Raw genomic sequence first — 22316 nt, 5'->3', positions numbered from 1 at the left:
ATGCATCAACTTGGTATTCCCCAGAGTTGGGCAGCTTCACAACCATGTCCCCACGTGCCCTGAAGAGAGGAGCTTTGATCACCTCTCCGGGACGGCCAAAGAGTCTCACATCCAGCTCCTCGTTGTTAAACCTGGACATTATGTTTTGGACCACCATCTCGAGAAACTTGCCTTTAACATAGTTGAATTGCCCTTGCTGCTGAAGGTCGACCTTCTCAACATCCTTCACCTCATTCTCATACCGGTGCTGAATATAGCGCATGAGCATGATGTCATTGAAGGTGTAATACTTAAAATCACTCCGGTACACCAGATCTGCCTGGTAGAGCTTCTCTATCTTCTCCTCCACCGCATACCTGCTCACCTTGAGTTTGCTTGCTATCTCTTCTATATCCACAGGAGCGTTGTTGTACTTGGTGAAGTAGTAGATAATCTTCTTCCCCAGCTCTATGTTATTGTCCTGGTTTATGTACCTTCGATTCTCTGCAAAGTGGATCTCCCAGAAGCCAAAGATCTTGCCCCTTGTGACCTCATATTCGATGATCCTGTCGATACCTTCCCTTGTGGTGAAGTCCTTATTCGGACAATCGGACTCGGCGCAGCAGTAGACGTAGTATGGGTGGCCATTCACCTGGGAACTCAGGTATATGGCCAACCCATCTGTGATATCGGAACCGCGCATCCTGAGGAGTTTCTTAATTAAGGTGGCGCCGTCCTCGATTGACATAGGCTTGAGATACTTGAAACCGAATCGTCCACCAAGGGGACCTCCCATGACTGTGCGGAAAATCATGGTCACAGCAGAACCTGAGACTAGCATGGGAGCGCGCCTGCTTTGGGACTGGCGGTCGTATGTAGCAGTGAGGTCGGTAGCCATAGGCTTCCTTGTAGGATCCTCTGGTATAACATCAATGTCGTAAATGTAGGACTTCATGTCCTGGAACTCGTCGATGATAATGGCCACATGGACTCCGAGCATCACTCCAAGAAACTCGGGGGTGGCGATCATGTCTTCCCAGTGATTGCGGGCATCCTGCCAGCCGTTCCGCTCATACCTTTCAACGAACCTGGCTAGATGTCTTCTTTGGACATATTGCACCTTTTCATTGCTTGTTTTCAGGTCAAGCAGGTCCCTCAGGTTTATTCCCCAATCCCCATACAGCGCGGGATCTTTCAATATGTATGCTATGTATTGTCTGAAAAACGTTGTGTAGTATTCTAGGAGAAACCTCCGCAGCGTGGTTTCTTCCCGTTTCATCTTGAAATAGAAGGGAGCAACATCGTAATCCTTGAAAAAGACCGTATTGACCAGCCTGTCCAGCACAGCAGTTTTGCCCATACGGCGCGGGGAGATAATGGCCAAGCTGCTGGAGATCCTGCGCTTTATGTTGCGGTACCAGTCCTCCAATTCCCTAAGTATCTCCACTCGATCGGTAAATTCTTCTTCTGAGACCATTTCCTCAACTGGCAACACCTGGGGCTTGATCATGATCTCATCCTCCTCTACCAGCTTGAGAGGTAATCGCCTCCAGATGGCAATTGCGGTATCTCTCCGACGCAGCACAGGACACGAGAATGCCTGGTGAATCCAGACAATCCAATTTTCCCTTCTCTCTCACCTTTTGCACCTTAACGGCATCGAGCATATCCAGGATCATGCTGGCCATCGGCTGAAGACATATCCACTATCACTGCCATAGCTACAACAAACTACCTGCTGACAGGCTAACAGGTCGAAGTGTTCGGGCCTTTTATGACAAATCCGCCGCCGAACCATCCTGAGCGATAGTCAACGGTTGCATTTTCCAAATAGCGCGCAGAGCGCGGGTCCATCACGAATTTGACTCCACTATGCTCATAGGCGATATCATCCGGTTTCGCTGACTCATCCAGAGTCAGTGCGTAGCGTGGACCCCCTCAACCCATCCCTGCGATGTAGAGCCTGACCACATAATTCTTGCCATTGGTTTTCTTTGAGAATTCATTCTTTAAAGCCTCAAGAGCCTTATCTGTGACATTGATCATTCTGCTGCCGTTGTAGGGCGCTTCATGATCGGGCGGCAGCCGGATCATGAAGAAGCGGCATGACACCTCACTTTCAATGCAATATCTTTTGGAGCTCTATACCCCCTACGGGTATTATCTCTTCCGACAGCTCATTATGTCAAGAGGACGAGTTCGAGTTTAGGTATTCCGGTCAGCCAGGCGGCGAACATCTCCAATACGTTTTGTGATTCCAAGCCTATCGAAGTATTCAAGAAGAGGTATGATGATCCTTCTGTTGGTCCCTAGTACGTTCTTAGCCTGCCCGGCGGTGAGCTCCCCACCATCCTTTAGTTTTTCCATTAGCGCGCTTTTTGCGTCCTCAACCACGGTCTGGTGAAGAACCACATCCTCGGAAATTTTGATGAGCCTGCCTGTTTCCACGAGAAATCTCAGGATCTCCAGAGCCTGATCGGAATCCATTGATAGATTCAAGATGACTTCGGTCGGTTTCTTTGTATTGAGCCCTTCCTTTCGATAGATCTCCTCCATGGTCGAAACTTCAGGCCTTTTCAGGATAGCATCTTCTCTGTCCATTCCTGGGTCCGATATCAGGTTCCCTTTTTTCGCGAGGATGCCATCAGAGATAAACAGATTGAGGAGGGTGTCAAAGTCGGAATCTTCCCAATCAGGAGCTAGGTCCGGTCGGATGTCGTCTTTCGGCATTCCTACACGATATGGGAATTTCTTATAGTAAATCTTGAGCATCGCCATAATCTGCCGGAGGAGAGAATCGCAGACCGCGGTAGAAACGATCCTGGTATCCGGGGGGAGCGCATCTCTTTCCACCTGGGGTGAAGTATCGATTCTCGGCAAGATTCTTACCCTCTCCGGCGCCATCTTTCTCGCAAGTTCGCCCACACGTTCAGGAGGCATCGTGAGCCTGGTTGCCAGATCCTTTATTGAACAGGGCCTTTCAGCAACAAGAAGTCCTACTAGATCTTCGTCAGATCCTTTATCCTCTATAGCCAATTCATCGAGCTCCTTTTCAGCAAAGCGCGACCGGCCACGGACATTGTGCATGAGGATTCTTCCGCCGCCGATGGTCCGTATGGGCGAGTAGGAACGCACTATGAATCTGTCTCCCCTGGCAATGGCCACAGGAGCCTCAAATCTTATCTGGACATAGCGCCCAAAACCGGCCTCTATGCTCTCTGCGCCTATTACGCGAAGCCTGGCCATCACCTCTGCGGTTCCTATATGGACGCGCACCCGTTGGCCGTGTGATATATCCTGTTGGCCACTTAGTGCCGTGAGCCATGCATCAGCTATCGATGATGCCGGAAGTGTGCCTGGCCTCACCGCTACATCTCCACGATTGATGTCGTTTTTGTCGATTCCGGAAAGGTTGAGCGCCGCGCGATCCCCCGCCGACGCGTGATCGACCTTTTGATCATGGACTTGAATCCCCCGGATTCTGGCGACCTTCTTCTGTGGGACCAGTTCTACCATTTCTCCCTCGTGGATTTCTCCCCCTATGACCGTCCCAGTAATGACGGTGCCATGCCCTACGACCGTGAATACGCGATCTACGGGGAGCCGGAAAAATGTAGAAGATTCCTGTTCAGACAGAGCCATTGCCAACCGGTCGATCTCTGAAACAAGATCATCTATGCCTTCTCCCGTGACCGTGGATACTGGTATAACCTTCGCGCCTGCGAAAGGAGTAGTTTTTAGATAGCTTTCTACATCTTCCAACACCAACATCAAAAACCCTTCATCTACCAGATCCACTTTTGTTACCGCCACAATTCCTGCATTAATTCCGAGAAGAGAAAGGATTTCCACATGTTCTCTCGTTTGCTCCATGATTCCCTCGTCTGCTGAGATCACCAAGAGAGCCATATCGATGGTGGTGGCCCCGGCTACCATGTTCTTCACGAAGCGCTCGTGGCCTGGCACATCAATTATTGAGACTGTCATCCCGCTTGGAAGGCGAAGAGGAGCAAATCCAAGATCGATTGTCATCCCCCGCCTTTTTTCTTCCTCGAGTCTATCAGTGTCTATGCCTGTGAGGGCCCGTGTGAGGCTGGTCTTGCCATGATCCACATGCCCGGCTGTTCCAATGACTATATGCTTCAATCCTTATCGCCCCCAACGATGCGGGACAATGCCGTCACTATATCCTGAGGATCTTCCGGAAATAGTGTCCTCACATTGAGAAGAAGCTGGCCTCCATGAAGCCGGGAAATCACAGGAGGCGATGACAGACGGAGCATTGCATGGAGGTCTTCGACGGATAGGTCCGCACCTCGGTCTCTGGATAGGTTCGCCCCTGGGTCTTTGGATAGATTCGCCTCTGGATTTTTTGTTGGTGAAGAGCTGGGACCATGCCGCGCAATGGCAACAGCCTTCCCTGGCAGCTGTGCTCCGGGGAGCGATCCACCTCCTGCTTCACATGGATCATCCACTATCTGAACGATCCAATCTTCTTTCAATATCTGGGAAATGCGCCTCGCAAGGCCCTGGGCCTCTAATTCGAGATCTTCCGGGCTTCGCGACAGAAACCGCAGAGCAGGGATCTCGGAAATGATGTCTTCTTCTCTGCCATGGTATATCCTCAGCACCTCTTCGAGAGCCGCCAGGGTCATCTTGTCTACCCTCAGCGCTCTCATTAGTGGATTCCTCGCGATTCGATCCACCAAGTCTTTTCTGCCGATGATGATGCCTGCCTGTGGACCGCCGAGCAGCTTATCCCCGCTGAAAGTTACGATGTCTACACCGGCCTTCAGACTATCCCTAACAGTGGGCTCGTAAGGGAGGCCCAGGGATGCGAGGTCCAGCAGGGTGCCACTTCCGAGGTCTTCCATAGCGATGAGGCCGCGCTGCCGGGCCAATTCCACCATATCCTTGAGCGGAACCTCGCTTGTGAATCCGATCAATTTGAAGTTGCTCGTGTGAACCTTGAGCAGGATGGCGGTATTTTCTGTGATCGCTGATTCATAATCCTGAAGACGCGTTTTATTGGTAGTTCCTACCTCCACCATCCTGGCTCCGCTTGACCTTATTACGTCTGGGATACGAAAACTTCCCCCGATCTCCACTTGCTGGCCGCGGGACACTATTACTTCTTTGCCTGCCGCCAATGTATTTATGGAAAGGAATACAGCTGCCGCGTTATTGTTGACAACCAGCGAGGACTCGGCCCCCGTCAGGGACGTTATGAGTGAACGAATTCTCTGATACCTGGAACCGCGGCCCCCGGATTCCAGGTCGAATTCCAGGTTAGAATACCCCCGTGCCGCTTCCTCGACAGCCTTGATGGCGCGCTCGGGGAGGGGAGCCCTTCCGAGGTTTGTATGCAGCACTATTCCTGTGGCATTGATCACGCGGCCAAGTCTGTGGATGGAATGTCGCTCAAGCGCAGCTTGCAGGCGAACGACTATGTCTTCAATCATTTCCTCCCTCGTCATTCCTGCCGCGACTTGATCCTGCAGGATCTTCGCGCGAAGGTCATCTAGCAGGGTCCGGATATACGCGATGAGGTCCTGATGGCTGAAATTGCCTGATACCTTCTTGATAGATGGGTCTTCAAGAATAGCGCCGACCGGGGGAATACGCGAGAGAAGGGAACGAGCATGCTCGTCCCCTGAAGATTGAGATATCTTGTCATCAAGTCTTATGGTACCACCAGTATCGATGGGCGCTCCTCCTCCTGTTCAAGAACCTCCCCTATGACTGCAGCTTCGTGGACCCCGGCGGCACGCAAACGGGAGAGCAGTTGCTCTGTCTTATCTTGAGCCACCGAGATAAGGAGCCCGCCCGAGGTTTGAGGGTCAAAGAATACAGCCGCCAGATGCTCAGGAACCTCGCCCTCCGGCCTTACCCACTCTCCGAAGTAGGCTCCATTCTGTCTTGCCCCGCCGGGCAGGATATCCCTCGCTGCAAGCCCTTCTACAAGGGGCAAGATCGGGACCTCTTCAGCTCTTATGACGAAGCTCACACCGCTCGCCTGCGCCATTTCGCATGCGTGCCCCAAAAGCCCGAAACCAGTGACGTCCGTGCAAGCGTTCACCCCGACTGCCACCATGGCTTCTGAAGCAGCCTTGTTCAGACGGGACATTGTCTCAATGGCCGGCAGCAATTCCTCTTCTGTGATTTTATCAAATTTGAACGCGGTGGTGAGAATGCCCATGCCCAGCGGCTTTGTCAGGATCAGGCGGTCGCCTGGTTTCGACGACGAATTGGTTACGATCTTTGATGGATCGATGGTTCCTGTTACAGCCAGCCCGTACTTTGGCTCGTTGTCGGTAACGGTATGACCGCCGATGAGGGCAACTCTGGCTTCCGACAGTTTGTCCCTGCCTCCCTCGAGAATGCGAGCAAGAACATCCATTCCGAGGGAACAGGGGAAACAAGCAATATTCATAGCGGTAAGAGGTTTGCCCCCCATGGCGTAAATATCGCTGAGCGCGTTTGCAGCCGCTATCTGCCCAAATGCATATGGATCATCTACGATAGGCGTAAAGAAATCCACTGTCTGCACAATGGCTAATTCAGGAGATAATCTGTAAATCCCTGCATCATCCGATGTCTCAAAGCCTACGAGCAGATTGGGATCAATAGCCCCATCAGAACGAGAATCATCTTGCTTTATGTGGCGCAAAACTTGCGCCAGGTCCCCAGGACCCAGTTTGCTTGCTCAACCAGATTTCGAGGAAAGATGAGTAAGACGCAAATTCGTGGAATCAGCCATGACGGAGCTCACCTCCTTCCACATGATATGGCGGTATACATGGGATAACTTGAGAATATGCGCCTCGCTTTGAGTATTTTGGGCATCATATCTGAGTAGGCCCGTATACAAAATGGCGGGAGTATGTGGGAATCGAACCCACCCCGGCCGGTAACTCCGCCCGACACTGGGTTTGAAGCCCAGGAGACCCACCAGGGCCCATCTACCCCCATTGTTATTATATCATAGCCATGGAAAAGCACAGGCGCCATGTCCAATATATTGGGGCCCATTTTCTTGATCTTATTATGCCACGACTCCTGGAAGGGCAACCTGCCCTTCGCAAACTAACAGGATGCTCAGCCAAATTTGCGTGATGTGGCTCGCGGGGACGAGGTACTCCCTCCCGAACCCTTGAGAACAGCGACCCCCGTATAGGATTGTGAGATATTGCTCGAGCCGCATTTAGGGCATTTCGATTCTTTCATCTTCTCCCATGAACAGAAGAGCTCGAACTTCTCGCCGCAATCCTTGCAGCGCATGTCGTACATTGGCATTGTCTTCACCTCCCCTGATCTACGCCACAGCGCTACGGCCAACCCGCCGGTCAATCGGGCGAATGCCATATAGATTGCCAAGTTCAGAGTTGAAAGATAACCTGGTTATGTTACCTCATATCAATCTCGCCCAGGCCTGGAACATTTTCTCATTCCCGGCGCGGTTACCAGGCGCGTCGCATACGGTCAGTTCATATTTCTAAATTTGCACTTAGCCATCTATAGGCCCATCAGAAAGATCCATCAGAAACAGGACTTGATTAATCTGATATGGGTTGTGGAGGATACCCCCTACGGTATCCTATTATATAGTCCATCTCAAATGGCGTCAACACATATATGCCGACCGCCTGATACAGGTATCGGGAAAGCGTGCCCATTTGATAGACAGCCATGCTACTGCATTAGCGCTATCAGAAGGCCAAAAATGGCGACGGCGTGTTTCTAGGGTGGTCCACCCCGGCGGTCAGCTACTGCCGCCAACGAGGAATGAAAATGGCGACGGTTGCCTTTTCCAAAATGGACATATGTATAAATAATGAAGGATTTCAGGATTAGCTAGCGAAATCTGAGATTGATGGCTGTGGTCTGGAATATATGCCTGGGCCGCCCAGAGGGTCGGGCCTTGAGAGGCTACAGGGGCGGGACTGGCGGTAAATCAATAAGGGAAGGGGAGGTCACCTATGGCGGAGCGCCTATTTCCAAAGGAATTTCTGTGGGGAGCAGCTACGGCTTCGTACCAGGTGGAAGGAGCATTCGATGAGGATGGCAAAGGGGAGTCTATATGGGATAGGTTCAGTCACACGCCTGGGAAAGTCTTGAATGGTGATACCGGGGATGTGGCGTGCGATCATTACCATCGTTATCGGGATGATGTGAAGCTTATGCGTAACCTTGGTTTGAAGGCTTATAGGTTTTCGATCTCCTGGCCCAGGATCTTCCCATCGGGGGGAGGGAGACCTAATCAGAAAGGGCTAGACTTTTACCGATCGCTGGTCGATGCCCTTTTGAATGCTGGCATTAAGCCGGTTGCCACTCTCTACCACTGGGATTTGCCCCAGGCATTGCAGGATAAAGGCGGGTGGCCTCAGAGAGATACCGCCGAATACTATGCTGATTATGCTGCATATATGTTCGAGAAGCTCGGGGATAGTGTGGCTTTGTGGATAACCCATAATGAGCCATGGGTAGTATCCGTGTTAGGATACGGCATCGGAGTCCATGCACCTGGCATAAGAGATCTGTCGCTCGCTGTCAAGGCGGCGCATAACCTCCTCCTGTCACATGGTAAGGCTGTTAAGATCTTTAGGGACCTCAAGCTTGGAGATTCGAAGATAGGTATCACTTTAAATCTGACCCCTGTCTACCCTGCATCCAGCAGTGAAGCGGATAAAGAGGCGGCACGCCGGTATGACGGCTTCTCCAATCGGTGGTTTTTGGATCCCATTTTTAAGGGAAGGTACCCCGAAGATCTAATGGAAGTATTCGGGGGGGCTGGTTATTTACCACAGATCGATAGCCATGATTTTGATGTCATCGCTGCACCTATAGATTTCCTGGGAGTAAACTATTACACAAGGACGGTGGTCCAAGCATCAGAGGCCAATAGACCTTTAATGGCTTCGCAGGTGGAGCCGAAGACAAATATGACGGAGATGGGCTGGGAGATCTATCCTCAGGGGCTTTACGACCTCTTGACCCGGATTCACAAAGAATACGGGGGGCCACTCATCTATATCACTGAGAATGGCGCGGCTTTCAAGGATACAGTGAATGAATCCGGTGAGGTAGAAGACAACCAGCGTATCGATTATTTCAAGCAACATTTTATCAAGCTTCATGAGGCAATTCGCGACGGGGTCAAAGTCGCAGGGTATTTCGCCTGGTCCTTGATGGACAACTTTGAATGGGCCTACGGATATTCCAAGAGATTTGGCATCGTGTATATCGATTATCCAACGCAAAGGCGAATACCCAAAAAGAGCGCCTTGTGGTACAGGGGTGTTATTGAGGAGAACGGGGTGTGATTGGCGCTAAGGGATGCCTTCATGAAAGTCAATCAGTAGAGGCGCCTTGAGAGGCGCCTTGGTTGCTTTAATGTTGGTGGGAATAGAGGGTGGGAGATGAGACTTATAGTTTCGCTTCGCGTCAAAGGTGAGCCTTTGACATTGCCCATTCATTACAATGAGCTTGTCCAAGGGGCCATATATACCAGTCTTGACGAGGAGATTGGTGACTTCATACATGATATGGGTTTTGTCCACGAGAAAAGGTCCTTTAAGCTTTTCACTTATTCAAGGCTTATGGGGAATTATAGGGTGGATAGTCAAGTGGGCAAGATCCAGTTCGTGGATTCCATAAGGCTTGTGATATCCTCGCCAATTAAGGTTTTTTGCGCCTCAATCCTCACGCGCATGATAAAGGATGGGCATGTAAGGCTAGGGACCCGCGTAGTCGACGTAGAAGGGGTTGAGGTGGGTGAGCCCGTTGTCCAACAAGACAGGATAAGGGCACATACACTATCTCCAATTGTGGCATATAGCACTATGTATAGGGCGGATGGGCGGAAGTACACATGTTATTTTCAGCCTGGTGAGGCAGAATTCGCCGACCTGGTATCCAACAATCTCCGGAAGAAGTATGAGTTGGTCTATAGATCCGACGCTCCACCTGAAACATTGGTTATACGCACACTCAGGCAACCACGCATGAATTTGCTGTCATATCATGGGACCATAATCAAAGGTTATTCTTGCCGCCTCGAAATTTCCGGCCCTTCCGCATTGTTGCAGACCGCCGTCGACGCAGGGCTCGGGAGCAAGGGCAGCCAGGGATTTGGGTGCATAGAGCTGGAATAGGATGGTTGCCCTACGCGCAAAATGCGTGGGCTTGTGATGAAACGGATTTTTTATGGACCATCCATACATTTCTGAGACCGGGGGTGATAGGGTGCTCATAGAAGAACTGATAAGACTCGGTAGGCCCATGATCGAGGGTGGGCTTCCGCCCGGTGAGGTAATACGGCAGGTAACTGATATCTTATCAGATAATGACCAGAATTTTCTTTCAAGGGTCTACGTCGTGGAGATATCCGGTGATCCCGGTTCAGGCGGAGGAGATACTCTTCCCTCTGCGGGTTTCCGAGTGGCGGCCTTGCCTGCTCAACAATTTGGGGACTATCAGGATATTGGAGGCAAATCCAAGAGAAAGGTATTCGTGCCGGATCTGGACAGGGCATCAGGAGTGCCGTTTATCCTCGCAAAAGGCGGTAATCGCAGAGCTTCACAGGGTCGATACCCAGTTGCGGTCTATCCGATATATTACGCGGATCTGAGTATATTTTCCAATGACGTCACGAGAATAGAGTTTTTCCTTCGCGGCCGGTTGAGCAGAACAATTGCTCTTGATCTTCCCAAACAAATGGTGCATGTTATTGCGGAAGAGACCCAGAAGGCTATAAGGCTGGCTCCGCCAGATGAAAGGGAGAAGAGCGGCGGGCTACTAGTTTTGGCTATCATCTCCGCTGAAGGCCCATATGGCCTGAGCGATCAAGTCGTACGAGGAAATTCCCGTTTCGCCCATATCGGGATAAGTATCCTCAATCCAGGTAAACAAATCGTAGCCAGATTAGACAAGATTCTTAACCTTATCTGGGAAGCTAAGATGGAGGAAGGGGGAATCGGGGGAGAGCGGCTGGATGAGGATGCCCGGTGCTTTTTCTGTGATAACCACGGGCATGTGGTCTCAGCTTACAATAAAGCATGGCCTTGGTTTCTCCCAACATGGAGCTGTCCTCAGCCAGTTACCTGGCGTGATGAGGATATGGTCAACGGCATTGCGCTCTGCCCGGAATGCTATGGCGCGCTTTCATATGGAGCAAACATCTTCATGAAACTTTCTTCTCCTATTGAGACCTGGCTTACTAAGGAGCTCTTTTCACCGGTCTCAAGCCCTCAAGGCAAAGAATACGCTCGGGCAGGCAGGGCAGATGCCATCTATGGATGCGCTTATGCTCTTCCCCTTCTAGATAGCGTGATTTTCGATGATGAGGCAAGGAGGGAGTTTGTTGACGGGATCAACTGGATGCTCTCTCCTTCGCGACGGTCGGACAAGCTAGATACCCACCTCAAAGAGGTAATGGGTTTCGAGAGGATTCTTCCTGAAGAACTGGGACGCGACGATTATCGATTGGCTGTTATTTATTACTCTGGTAATCCCAACAAGGGGGATATTCATATCAGGGCAACAATAGAGGATGTTGTCCCCTCAACGGTGACTAGACTCATCAAACTCTCCAGGTCCCTTGGGAAATATGCCCTAGACGTTTCTAAATGGATCTACACAGACATCTCTGAAGGACAAGAGGCCGGCATAAAGCGAAGGTTCACATCGATACCGTATCTTCTAGCAACGGCCTTTGGCGCCGCTTACCTGTGGAATACCCTGTCTGATTTGATGCACAGAAGGCCTATATCCTCTGAGCGATTTATCGCAAGTAGCGCCTTGCGGATGGCAGAGATAGCGCACAGACTCCCTGATGGAGACAGCCATTGGGATATGTGTAGTGAAGTAACCTTCTACCTTACCTTTAAGGAATTCCTGAGATTATATTACGAAGATATCATAGATGAAGTTGGGGAAAGTGGGGGTGGTGTTAAAGTGAGGGACTGGAAGGAGCTAGAAGAGATGCTGGTGAAGCAACCTCCAGCAGAAATGGTATTTCAGGACGTTGAGGAATTGGGATTTGCATTCGGCCATTTAATAAGGCTTTTCTCCCGGCAATACTGGCAGGCTACAAAGAGTGGCGAGCGCGGGAAAGACTTCCTTAAGCAACGCGTGATGACATTTGGTACCAGTTTGACTCCAGATGTTCTCTGGAAGAGAGGCCTCGCTATGCTAGAGGAATATGCGAGACGGATTGATATTCACATGACGGATGATTTTAGACAGCGTGTGGGAATTGTTCTGGCTCAATATAGCAGATGGCGGGAAGACGCCAGAAAGCAGAAGGATGCTTTCATGGCGGCGTTTTGGTCGGGCTATGCTCTAGCAAGAAGCGATAGGGTGCCGTCGACTGAGATGGCGCAAGAATGAGAGGAGGAAGGTTGCAAATGGCCGTACATAGCGGGGAGATCTTATTTGTAAAAAGTGTAAAAGATGGAATACCGAACCGTGATCCGTTGAACGAGAGCGATGCCAGGAGGATCTTCGGAGAGGAAGATGGGAGGATTTCTCTTTCTGATGTTAGTATTAAGAGGGATGTACGGGATTATGTCCTGGCGAAGTATCCAGACGGGGGACCCAACAAGCGATTTTTCATCTTTTGCCGCGAGGAAAGGACAGACGAAGGCAAACTTCTCGGACGCGAAAGTCTTGCAAAGAAGATCATGGAGAGAGCGGGGCTAGCAGGTAAATCCGCAAGCCGTGAAACTCTACTTCAATACGCCTATGACATGCGCATTTTTGGCGCAGTCTATAGCGTCCAAAAGGAGAGCTTTCACCAGACTGGGCCTGTTCAATTTGGTTGGGCGCACTCGCTTCACCCAGTGGAAACCAAATATGTGCAGGGAACTGTCGTAATGCCCAGTGAAGATATTAAACCTAATGAAAAGGGCGAGGAACAAGGTCGCCAGCAAGGGACCATCTGGACTACCTATATACTTCCTTTCGTCGTATTTGCCATGCCTGGTGTGATCAATGGTCCGATTGCATCCGATACGAAAGTCGATGATACAGATATTGACCTTTTACTTGAGGGGCTGTGGCGCGGCACTCAGCATAGGCAGGCCAGGGGGCGCGGAATCCAGCAGCCTCTCCTCCTGGTACATGTCGAATATTCAGATCCTTTCTTCCGCATCGGTTATCTTGAAGACCATATACGTCTTGAACCGGGACGGGAGGCCTGGCTCGGTGGGACTCCGCCGACATCCGTTCAAGATGTAACCCTTGACGTATCTGGACTTGGCGTCCTGCTTGCGAATGCTCAAAATAGTGGGAAATTGGCACGAGTGCGTTATTGGAAAAATGCCAATCTGGAAATGACAGGAGATATCCCAGGTACCCAATGTGAAGAGTGGTAGCCTCTCATATAACCGCCTCTTCAGGAGGTGAGAAGTGGCTTGAGAATACTTGTCTTTGAACTGAAGGGTTCACTGGCGCACTTCAGAAGGCCTGATACAACAGTCACTCATGCAACATATCCTTTTATTCCGAGGACGGTTTTATGGGGGCTCTTAGGATCGGTTTTAGGGGTTGAACAGCTTACCGGCGAAAATTGGATTGGTATTCAGCTTATGTCTCCCGTTCATACCGTGGCGCAGGAGGTATCCATGCTAGGTAAAGGGTGGGTAGGGGGTGGGGGGAGCTTCAACCGCCCAACCTCCATAGAACTTGTTGTTAATCCGAGATATAGGGTCTATTATGCAGGCGAGCATTTCAATGATCTCAAGGACATGATAGGCAACTCTTGCAGCCACTACCATACCTATCTTGGCAGCGCCTATTGCCTCACATTTCCCCGGTACCTTGAAACTATTGAGGCCGAGGAGATCACTACGCCATACCCAGCGCAAATGTCTACTCGCACTGTTTTACCTTCTCACTCCGTAAAGCAGCTAGATCCGCAGTCAGGAAGCCAATATGGACGTGTTGGGGGGATGCAATATCAACATCTTGGGAACCGGACATTTAGTGGGACGATAAATCTTCTGTATGAGGTGCATGGGGGGCTAATCAAATTTGAACCAGTAAGAACGCCGAGTCTCGATGCCCCTCCATATCGCTTTTTGCACATATCAGGAGATGAGGTGATTTGCCTGTGGTAGTCCCATTTTATCAATGTATAGCTAGGCCGCCTGGCACTGATTTGACCCAACACCTTCTCTCAGATCACCTGTTGGCAGTAGCAGAGAGCTGGGGGGATCCTCGGGGTGATCCCCCTTCTCGTCTACGGTTTTTGGCAGGCCTTCTTCACGATGCCGGCAAGGCCCGCGAACCTTGGCAGTACTACATAAGGCATGTGGGTGAACGAGGAGTAAAATCGGTAAACCATTCACCCCTTGGATCTGCTCTCTTCGTTTATTGCGCCTGCAAATTGCTAGATGCCTGGCATGTGACACGCAATGAGCTGAGGGACTTGCATTCTCTCACCATCTCCCTGGCCTATGATATATACGATCATCACGGGCCTCTAAGCGATTTTGATGTTGAGCCTCCTTGGGAAGATACCCTTGACCCAGAACATTTTCTGGAATGTGACTTAAGAGGCATGGCTGAATTTATAAATCAGTATTTTTCAGAGATAATGTCTGATTTAGGGGAGATAACCTTCTGGCTCGCTGAGTTTGAGGATACCTGGGGAAGATGGGTAGCAAAGGCACATGGTTATGTTCAGAGGATGATTGACTCGCAGAACGGTAGGTTTACAGCAGCTGCGGAGAGATGTATCCGGACGCGGACGGCCGGACTTATCGCTGCTGATAGATACCATGCATCTAGTCTAACTCCGGATGTTTTGGACTGTGCCTCGGCAGCAAAGGCGCTCTCCCGCCTTCAGGAATACTGCGAATCAAGAAAGTTGGCTATTGAGAGGCTGGGGAAAGGTGCGCTGGATATTTGTGAATTGAGACAGAGGCTGCAGAGGGAGTGTGTCCGGCGTTACCAGGAAGATCCTGACGAAGGATTCTATACACTGTTGCTACCGACAGGTCTTGGCAAAACATTATCAAGTATGCGTGTGGCCTTGACTGCCTGCGCATCAGGAAGGTGTCACAGGATCATATATGTAGCCCCATATCTTGCGATATTGTCACAGGCAACTAAGGAAATTAACGCGGCAACAGGGCTCGATGTATTGCAGCATCATCATCTTTCCGCCCTCTACGATGAATCCATTGACTCTCTTGTGTTGGAGTCTTGGCAAGCTCCTGTGGTGACTACGACTTTCAATCAGTTATTTCGTGCCTTGTTTCCTTCCCGTGCACAGCAAACGCTGCGCTTAAAGGGGCTGGATGGAGCGTTTGTTATTATTGACGAGCCACAAATCATAGATGGGGCAGTCTGGAACCTTTTCCTCAAAATGCTTGAGGCCGCCAGTAATCAATGCGGTATGCAAGTTCTCTTTTCAACGGCTACTCTGCCTCCACTTGAATTTGGGCTTGACCGAGAAGCAGTACCCCTTGCCCCTATGATCAAAGCTCCTGAGCGCTACAAAGTCTTGGTGATTGATGGCTATCTTGATGAAGAGGGCATCGCGGAGTTAGCAGTGGAGGAAGCCAAGAAGGCAGGTTCAGTAGCCGTTATTCTCAACACTATCAAGGATTCTGCTAACGTCTACAGCCTTATTCGGGGAAGAGTTCCCAGTGATATGAAATGCTACAATATATCGGGCTGCATGACCCCTCTTCACAAATCGCGGCGGATAACAGAGATCTCTGAGCAAATCAAATCTAGTGCGCGGGTCATAACAGTCTCCACACAAGTCCTTGAATGCGGTGTTGATTTGAGCTTTCGCACGATATTGAGGGCTCGTCCCGTTATACCCTCTATCGCCCAGGCAGCTGGACGCGGCAATAGACATGCGGAAGGGGAAATCGCATATGTCAAAATATTTCAATTCCTTCAATCCGGGGAGAAGGACACCAGGCAATTCGTGTATCGCGATAGGATTGCCCGAGAGGAGACTGATTTATGCATTGATGCCCATACCGAATGGACTGAACCCGAAACAAGGGGCATAGTCGACGAATACTATCGACGGCTATTGTCGCGTAATACCAATACCGCACTTTTGGATGCTCTGGTAGAGGCAGCGTGCGGTACCTGGTCAGCCATAGAAGGACGCCAGCCTTTTGGGCCTGAATATCCTCATGTCGACCTTTTCGTCCCTTACGGGGAGGAATATCTATCGCCGAGATTGGTCGATCTGCTATATCAATATGCTCCCCATGGGTGCGAAGAGCTCTACGAGCTTTATCTTGATCGCAGATTTCGCGCAAAGTTAGATTTTGCGCAACGCAAACGGTTTATGGCCTTACTTCAACATTTTATTGTGTCGCTAGATGAAAAAAGCGCGCGCGGGATCGTCCAGAGAGAGGAAGATGTAAGCATCGGACGGATCATTGATAAAAATCTATATTCAGAGGATACCGGCCTTGCACACCTCTTAGGCCGTCAAGATGAGAATGAGATTATGCTTGATTTCTTGTAAGGTCCATAAGCAATTCCATTGGTGGTGTCGCTATGCCAGAGGAAGAAGTTTATATCACCGGCACTCTCATTTGGTACTACTATATCTGCCAGCGGCAAGTCTGGCTCATGGGAAGGCACATTACACCAGACGAGGACCACCCCAGCATAGATCTCGGAAGGTTTATACATGATTTTGCCTATGAGAGGGACAGGAAGGAACTTAGTATAGGTCATATGAAGCTGGATCTCGTAAAGCTCAAGGGGGGACAAATAGTGGTTGGAGAGATTAAAAAGAGTTCAAGGTTCGAGAAGAGCGCGAAGATGCAGCTTCTATTCTATATTGACGAATTACGAAGACTCGGCATTGATGCTGAGGGAGAATTGCGATTTCCCCAGGAGAAACGCAGGGAAAAGGTAAGTCTTGACGCTGTTGCCATTTCCGAACTCGAGCATGCCAGAGCTGAGATACTCAAGATCCTATACCAAACCTCTCCCCCTCCTCCAAAGAAGACGAGTTTTTGTAAACCCTGCGGTTATGCGGAGTTTTGTTGGTCCTAGCTGGCTATGATGATTCGAGGATTAGGTCGACCGGTGATCTGATGCTATAGTTTCATAATCCGATGGATTGGAGGAGACGGCGCGGTTTTAATGTGACGGGAAGATCTGCGTCGAAAGACCGTGAAGAAGAGCATCTACATCTTTTCCAATGGCGAGCTTAAACGAAAGGGGAACACTCTCTATTATGAATCAGAAGAGGGCCAGAGATTCATACCTGTTGAGGATATAGGAGAGATCATGATCTTCGGGGAGGTCGACTTCAACAAGAAGTTTCTGGAATTTGCGTCACAGAAGGAAATACTCATCCACTACTTCAATTATTATGGCTATTATATGGGAACATTCTATCCTCGTGAGCATCTAAACTCGGGGTTTATCATTCTGAAGCAAGCGGAGCATTACCTCGACCCAGGAAAGCGCTTGAGTCTAGCCAGATCCTTTGTAGAAGGCGCTGTGAAGAACATAAGACAGGTCTTGAAATACTATGATAATCGTGGCCGCGATTTGGGAGGCAGTATTTCGAAAATCGAAGAACTCTTGGCGTCACTAGATTCCTGTCGCGATGTGGCTGAATTGATGGCCGCCGAGGCAAATATACGCCAGATATATTACCAAGCTTTTGATGTCATTATTGCAAATCCCGACTTTGTCTTCGAAGAGAGAAGCCGCCGCCCGCCCAGGAACTTCATGAATACCTTGATAAGCTTTGGCAACTCAATCATGTATACGACAGTTTTATCCGAGATATATCGGACCCATCTCGATCCTCGCATTGGCTACTTGCATGCGACTAATTTTCGGAGGCTCACACTCAACCTTGATGTAGCTGAGATCTTCAAACCTATCATAATAGATCGTGCTATTTTCACCGTGATTGATCGAAAGGCCATCACAAAAGATGACTTTGAGAGTGGGACAGAGGGTATCTTATTGAAGGAGAATGGCAGGAAAGCCCTGATTGCCGAGATAGAGAGGAAATTGGAGACTACGTTGAAGCATAGGGCCATTGGCCGTGAGGTCTCATATAGAAGAATAATACGGCTAGAGTTATACAAAATTGAAAAACATATCATGGGCGAAAAGGAATATGAGCCTTTCGTGATTCAATGGTAGGTTATGATTGCGCCGGGGTTTGGTCTATTCCATCGCCCGGTGTCTATGGCCTTTCTTGAATTGCCAATGCCGATGGATCATTAACGCCGTACCCCTGACGCTGTCCGCTGAATGTCATTTGGGGCCGCAGATAACTAAGCCCGAGCCTCGGGGGTACGCTGATCCGCCGCTACCAGTGCCCTGAATGGGTTCTATGCTTGGGCCAGGTCTAGATTCGGTTATCCCCAGGTGCGGTCTATCCAATTGAGGGGGGTGAACAGCGAATGTTCGTCATTCTTGTCTATGATGTTAATGAAAAGCGCGTGGCAAAGGTTCTCAAAAAAACCCGTGAATATCTTTATTGGGTTCAAAACTCGGTTTTCGAAGGCGAAATCACCGATGCAACTCTTAAGAAACTGAAGATGGAACTAGGGAGAATCATAGACAAGGACGAGGATTCGGTGATTATATACAAGCTGAGGACGACCAGATATTCATCCCGTGAGATTATCGGTCTGTGTAAGGGAGGAGAGGTAAACATGCTCTAAATGTAGTTCTTGGTCGGATTTGTGGCAAATTCCCTTTTTCAGACCGAGTTTTATAGATGACAAAGCTCAAATTTGAAAATATGAGCCGATCCTGCACGGCGCGCTCGGCAACCGCATGAGGGGATAGCTGGATTATCTTTCAATTCTGGATTTGGCAATCCATAGACAATCAGGTCCGAAATTTAGAGAACACGCTACTTTGCGTCTGGTTGCCTATGAGCATGAAACCAATATCGCCCGCTGGATACTCTCTGTCTAGCCATGAGTCGCATCCGCTGGCAGGGTATTCTGATGAAGAGCTTATCGCTAGAAGATTGCTCGAAAACTCTGACGGCCTCTATATGTTGTGGCTACGCTTAGGAGTTGCCCCAACATATTGTGGGATATAGCTTCTTTGGTAGGGTTTCCGAGCATATTCCTGGATTATTTTTTTGTCCCATTTCGAAGGTAACTCCCACACCGCGAGGAAGATCATGCCTCCCATGCCTTACCCTTCTTCACTTAAACTTTATACGCCCGTATATAGGCGCTACTGGCAACCATATGTTCGCATTAATATGTTCATATTAATCTGATGCGTATTGATGATGGACGGATGCCAATGCCAACCGTTTCTTACCGCCTCAGTCGGAAATATGCGAGGGGTCTTAGAAATCTGAGAGCCTCGGCACCAAGCTTCCACGCCGCCAGTTGCCATACAAAGCACCATGTTGAGGCTGCAAGCAGAGAGGCAGCCAGGTATTTTCGTATATCTAGACCCATGAGGCCCGACGCTAGGATGGCGGGGGTGCGAATCGGGCCAAACCAGCGACCGATGAAGACCGTAAATGCTCCATATTTTTCAAACCGCTTTTCGACCGCAGCAAGATTTCTGGGATGGAGCAATCGGAAACTGCGCCTGCGACTGTATTCCTGCCTTGGCTCCTGGACCTCGTCTTTCCGGATGCTTATCAGGTTTCGACCGACGACGCCAACAAAATAGCCTATGAGGTTGCCGGTGACATTCCCCAGGGCTGCGGATGCCACTGCTAAGGCAAAGCTCATGCGACCTTCCTGGATGAAGTAACCTGCGCCGAGAAACACGATCTCCAAAGGAATTCCCGGCATGCCCGTTCCTTCCAGCGCCAGGACGGCAAAGATGATCAAATAACTGTAATGATGAAGGAGAGACATCACCTGTTGCAAGATCTGCACCTTCCGTGGAAGGAATCAATTACGTCCCTCTTGAATTGGGCTATCCCGAGGCGGATTCCGCGCATATGTCACATGCCCGCCTCAACCGGAGGTTATACGCGCAATTATAGTCTTCCCGCCATATACCTGTTCCCCAACTCTAGCTACGATCTTGATATTGTCTCCAGGAATTACCAGATCTACCTGGGAACCTCTTTCTATAAACGAGAGCTTTTGTCCGGCCTTGACTCTCTCCCCCTCGGTCACGAAACACTTGATTTTATTGACGAATTTGTCCGCTATCTCTACCACAGCCATCTTGAGCCTACCGCTGTCGATGAAAATGGTATTACGCTCATTCGATAGATGATATTTGCGGCCGAAAAGGTCGATGGCTCTTCGAAGATAGGTGATTTTTACATATTCCCACATATCTAGCATGGGCAGGTTAACAGTCGCCTGAGTGTGGACTATCCGGTACACTGTGCCCGATACAGGAGCGTAATTGAAATGAACATCCAGTGGGGTCATATACACTCCAATTACCCAGCCAGATTCGCCCATACCAAAGTCTGTTTTCGAGATCTCAGTCACAGGGATCTTTTGGCCGAGTTTCTCTGAATAAACTTCGCCATCGCTGAATCTGCGGGCATAAATCAGTTTCCCATCTGCCGGGGCAAGTATCGCGTCTTTATCATCAGGCGGGATTCTGACAGGATCGCGGTAAAACCAAACGCGCCTCAAGAACCACACAACTCCCGCAACCAGGAGCACGATGATAACAAGTATTGCGGCGAGTAATGTCTTCATTGTTCTTTCAGACCTTTCATGATGATATATGGGAGCTTGATGGCGTAATAGAACATAAGGCCGGAGATGGCCCGGAGGATTCTCTCGCCGGCGCCGCGACTTTGAAGCCTCGATAGCCTGCATTCTATTTCCGGCTTGATCTTCATCTCCGGATCAAAGATGCCATTCCTATATGCATTATCAAGAATGATGTATGTTCTGAGTGTACCATGCTTCTTCCAGCAATTATAGAGTTCATCTGAGGCCGTATGTTGAAAGAGCGTCTCGTCCACATCGCATAATTCGCGAAGCTCAGAATACGGAATGTACAGTGCGGCAGAATCTTTCATCCCAGGACTATTGCCCGGGCTCGCGATGCTACTTGCGCCATAGCCCTTTTTCATGATAGCCTCCCTGTAACGCTTGTAGGAATCCTCATCCCAGGCAAAGCGACGGTTGATTTTCAGAATGGCCTCTATGCACCGGAGAAGCGCCCGGACTCTTCCGAGATCCCAGACTGGATCGAAGATCCTGAGTTCAATGGTTCCCAGGCGTTTTGATACAATCATATCTTGAAACCTGTATTTCTTGTCGTCCTTTCTGAGCGGGCCGATAGCATATGATTTTGCGATTCGGAAGGATTGACCGAAATATCTTCCCCCTGCAATGGGAGAATTCACTGTGAGAAGCGCAAGGAGCGGCAGGAAATGGGCAAGGTTTGAATATGCTTGCTCGATGTCCTGCTCTGGCACTGGTCCCACGTGGATGTGGAGACCGCATGTGTTGGTGGGGGCTTCAAGGTCGAAAAGGTGACCAATTGGAAGGATCAGCCCGTCACATACTGACGCAAGCTCTTTTCTCCTCATTGAAAGATCCTCGATAAGTGAATCAATGGATGAATGTATTCCCGTAGACACCTCGATTCCGCTCATTACAGCCTGGTGCAGATCCTTGCCCCGGGCGAAATTTGAGGCTGAATGGGTATAATAATATGAGGGGTTACGCCACATGAGCCTCGCAAGATAATTGAGAGACGCGAGGGAAGGTAATAAAGGTTCTGTGACGAAGACCTCTTCCTCAAGGCCAAAGAGTAGATGTTCAGCGCTCATGTTCTTGGTTTGAATGCCATCCATACCTGATGCCAGCTATAAAGCCTTATGCCCCGGATAATCATGATCGGGCTCGCAGAACAGCAGCACGATGGGCATTTGACTCCAGTTTGTCATCCAGCTTGGATAATTCAACCTCACCGTATTTTCTGTTTAGGGCTTTCCGGATGATATAATCGGCAAAATGCGGGTTCTTCGGCAAAAGCGGGCCGTGAAGATATGTGCCAAAGGCGTTTTTATACACACAGCCCTCTGTGCCATCCTCGCCATTGTTGCCTTTCCCGACGAGCACTTTTCCAAGAGGGGTTACTCCGGCGCCTAAATATGTCCTACCTGAGTGATTTTCAAAGCCCACCAAAGTAGACGCCCGTGCCGCCATGGCAGCGCTGTCAGATCGCAGAAAACCGCAGCGTGCACTTTTCGGGGTAGACCCCCATGCTGCTGCCGCGGCGCCATCAGAGCAGTCCTGTAATGAAATCGGATAAGAATTGATAAAAGGGGAGCCTCCTGGTATAACATTAACGAAACCCCACAAAGACAGGAGGTCCCCAAAGCTGATGGACAAAACTGCAAAGATTCAATT

The 22316-nt window shown here is 49.8% G+C and carries 20 protein-coding genes and 1 tRNA gene; 9 read left to right on the top strand and 12 right to left on the bottom strand.

Annotated elements, in window-relative coordinates; translation table 11 throughout:
* From HPY52_15885 to HPY52_15850, 8 genes are all read right to left on the bottom strand, one after another.
* Positions 1 to 1489 (bottom strand): hypothetical protein (locus HPY52_15885; protein ID NPV81714.1); only part of this gene is annotated, 1489 nt, incomplete at its 3' end.
* 236 nt (positions 1490 to 1725) lie between these two features.
* Complete coding sequence (locus HPY52_15880; GenBank protein ID NPV81713.1) at positions 1726 to 1899, bottom strand: iron-sulfur cluster assembly accessory protein; 174 nt, start codon at positions 1897 to 1899, stop codon at positions 1726 to 1728.
* Positions 1900 to 1917: 18 nt separating this feature from the next.
* Positions 1918 to 2073 carry a hypothetical protein gene (locus tag HPY52_15875; GenBank protein ID NPV81712.1) on the bottom strand — a complete coding sequence of 52 codons (156 nt, stop codon included), beginning with the start codon at positions 2071 to 2073 and terminating at the stop codon, positions 1918 to 1920.
* Positions 2074 to 2184: 111 nt separating this feature from the next.
* Complete coding sequence (gene selB / locus HPY52_15870; protein NPV81711.1) at positions 2185 to 4125, bottom strand: selenocysteine-specific translation elongation factor; 1941 nt, start codon at positions 4123 to 4125, stop codon at positions 2185 to 2187.
* Complete coding sequence (locus HPY52_15865; protein NPV81710.1) at positions 4122 to 5648, bottom strand: L-seryl-tRNA(Sec) selenium transferase; 1527 nt, start codon at positions 5646 to 5648, stop codon at positions 4122 to 4124. Before HPY52_15865 ends, selB begins: the two co-directional genes overlap by 4 nt.
* Before the next feature lie 14 nt (positions 5649 to 5662).
* Complete coding sequence (gene selD / locus HPY52_15860; protein NPV81709.1) at positions 5663 to 6739, bottom strand: selenide, water dikinase SelD; 1077 nt, start codon at positions 6737 to 6739, stop codon at positions 5663 to 5665.
* Positions 6740 to 6852: 113 nt separating this feature from the next.
* Positions 6853 to 6949: transfer RNA gene (locus HPY52_15855), tRNA-Sec, on the bottom strand.
* A gap of 128 nt (positions 6950 to 7077) precedes the next feature.
* The gene (locus tag HPY52_15850) at positions 7078 to 7275 is read right to left on the bottom strand and encodes a zinc ribbon domain-containing protein (protein ID NPV81708.1); all 198 of its coding nucleotides are present in this window, start codon (positions 7273 to 7275) and stop codon (positions 7078 to 7080) included.
* Positions 7276 to 7958: 683 nt separating this feature from the next.
* Between HPY52_15850 and HPY52_15845 the strand changes: the two genes are divergently transcribed.
* From HPY52_15845 to cas2, 9 genes are all read left to right on the top strand, one after another.
* Entirely contained in the window at positions 7959 to 9302 is a 1344-nt protein-coding gene (locus HPY52_15845; GenBank protein ID NPV81707.1) for a beta-glucosidase, read from the top strand.
* A 96-nt stretch (positions 9303 to 9398) separates the two neighbouring features.
* Entirely contained in the window at positions 9399 to 10133 is a 735-nt protein-coding gene (gene cas6, locus HPY52_15840; GenBank protein NPV81706.1) for a CRISPR-associated endoribonuclease Cas6, read from the top strand.
* Positions 10134 to 10224: 91 nt separating this feature from the next.
* Complete coding sequence (locus tag HPY52_15835; protein ID NPV81705.1) at positions 10225 to 12369, top strand: hypothetical protein; 2145 nt, start codon at positions 10225 to 10227, stop codon at positions 12367 to 12369.
* A 17-nt stretch (positions 12370 to 12386) separates the two neighbouring features.
* Positions 12387 to 13355 (top strand): type I CRISPR-associated protein Cas7, encoded by a 969-nt coding sequence (locus tag HPY52_15830; GenBank protein NPV81704.1) that lies wholly within the window; start codon positions 12387 to 12389, stop codon positions 13353 to 13355.
* A 39-nt stretch (positions 13356 to 13394) separates the two neighbouring features.
* On the top strand, positions 13395 to 14099 hold the full coding sequence (gene cas5, locus HPY52_15825; GenBank protein ID NPV81703.1) for a CRISPR-associated protein Cas5: 705 nt from the start codon (positions 13395 to 13397) through the stop codon (positions 14097 to 14099).
* Positions 14087 to 16483 (top strand): CRISPR-associated endonuclease Cas3'', encoded by a 2397-nt coding sequence (locus HPY52_15820; protein NPV81702.1) that lies wholly within the window; start codon positions 14087 to 14089, stop codon positions 16481 to 16483. Before cas5 ends, HPY52_15820 begins: the two co-directional genes overlap by 13 nt.
* 32 nt (positions 16484 to 16515) lie before the next feature.
* Entirely contained in the window at positions 16516 to 17022 is a 507-nt protein-coding gene (gene cas4 / locus HPY52_15815) for a CRISPR-associated protein Cas4 (GenBank protein ID NPV81701.1), read from the top strand.
* A 120-nt stretch (positions 17023 to 17142) separates the two neighbouring features.
* The gene (cas1b, locus tag HPY52_15810) at positions 17143 to 18135 is read left to right on the top strand and encodes a type I-B CRISPR-associated endonuclease Cas1 (GenBank protein NPV81700.1); all 993 of its coding nucleotides are present in this window, start codon (positions 17143 to 17145) and stop codon (positions 18133 to 18135) included.
* A gap of 263 nt (positions 18136 to 18398) precedes the next feature.
* Positions 18399 to 18662 carry a CRISPR-associated endonuclease Cas2 gene (gene cas2 / locus HPY52_15805; protein NPV81699.1) on the top strand — a complete coding sequence of 88 codons (264 nt, stop codon included), beginning with the start codon at positions 18399 to 18401 and terminating at the stop codon, positions 18660 to 18662.
* 615 nt (positions 18663 to 19277) lie between these two features.
* Here the strand turns inward: cas2 and HPY52_15800 are convergent.
* The 4 genes from HPY52_15800 to HPY52_15785 all read right to left on the bottom strand — a co-directional run bounded on the left by HPY52_15800 (position 19278) and on the right by HPY52_15785 (position 22112).
* Positions 19278 to 19856: a DedA family protein gene (locus HPY52_15800; GenBank protein NPV81698.1), complete on the bottom strand. Its 579-nt coding sequence runs from the start codon at positions 19854 to 19856 to the stop codon at positions 19278 to 19280.
* A gap of 81 nt (positions 19857 to 19937) precedes the next feature.
* Positions 19938 to 20645, bottom strand: coding sequence for a phosphatidylserine decarboxylase (locus HPY52_15795; GenBank protein ID NPV81697.1), 708 nt, complete (start codon positions 20643 to 20645; stop codon positions 19938 to 19940).
* The gene (locus HPY52_15790) at positions 20642 to 21733 is read right to left on the bottom strand and encodes a hypothetical protein (GenBank protein NPV81696.1); all 1092 of its coding nucleotides are present in this window, start codon (positions 21731 to 21733) and stop codon (positions 20642 to 20644) included. The genes HPY52_15795 and HPY52_15790 overlap by 4 nt, the downstream gene beginning before the upstream one ends.
* A 61-nt stretch (positions 21734 to 21794) precedes the next feature.
* Positions 21795 to 22112, bottom strand: coding sequence for a hypothetical protein (locus tag HPY52_15785; GenBank protein NPV81695.1), 318 nt, complete (start codon positions 22110 to 22112; stop codon positions 21795 to 21797).
* Positions 22113 to 22316 lie beyond the last annotated feature (204 nt).

Source organism: Bacillota bacterium, assembly GCA_013178415.1.
GTDB lineage: Bacteria > Bacillota > SHA-98 > Ch115 > Ch115 > Ch115.
Note: the sequence above shows the minus strand (reverse complement) of the source record. Positions and strands in the feature narration are given on the sequence as shown.

What these genes read in the sequence shown, in the direction of transcription:
- HPY52_15875 (NPV81712.1), bottom strand. Translation starts at nt 2,073, where the DNA reads ATGATCCGGCTGCCGCCCGATCATGAAGCGCCCTACAACGGCAGCAGA.
- HPY52_15850 (NPV81708.1), bottom strand. Translation starts at nt 7,275, where the DNA reads ATGCCAATGTACGACATGCGCTGCAAGGATTGCGGCGAGAAGTTCGAG.
- HPY52_15845 (NPV81707.1), top strand. Translation starts at nt 7,959, where the DNA reads ATGGCGGAGCGCCTATTTCCAAAGGAATTTCTGTGGGGAGCAGCTACG.
- cas6 (NPV81706.1), top strand. Translation starts at nt 9,399, where the DNA reads ATGAGACTTATAGTTTCGCTTCGCGTCAAAGGTGAGCCTTTGACATTG.
- HPY52_15830 (NPV81704.1), top strand. Translation starts at nt 12,387, where the DNA reads ATGGCCGTACATAGCGGGGAGATCTTATTTGTAAAAAGTGTAAAAGAT.
- cas4 (NPV81701.1), top strand. Translation starts at nt 16,516, where the DNA reads ATGCCAGAGGAAGAAGTTTATATCACCGGCACTCTCATTTGGTACTAC.
- cas2 (NPV81699.1), top strand. Translation starts at nt 18,399, where the DNA reads ATGTTCGTCATTCTTGTCTATGATGTTAATGAAAAGCGCGTGGCAAAG.
- HPY52_15795 (NPV81697.1), bottom strand. Translation starts at nt 20,645, where the DNA reads ATGAAGACATTACTCGCCGCAATACTTGTTATCATCGTGCTCCTGGTT.
- HPY52_15790 (NPV81696.1), bottom strand. Translation starts at nt 21,733, where the DNA reads ATGAGCGCTGAACATCTACTCTTTGGCCTTGAGGAAGAGGTCTTCGTC.
- HPY52_15785 (NPV81695.1), bottom strand. Translation starts at nt 22,112, where the DNA reads ATGGCGGCACGGGCGTCTACTTTGGTGGGCTTTGAAAATCACTCAGGT.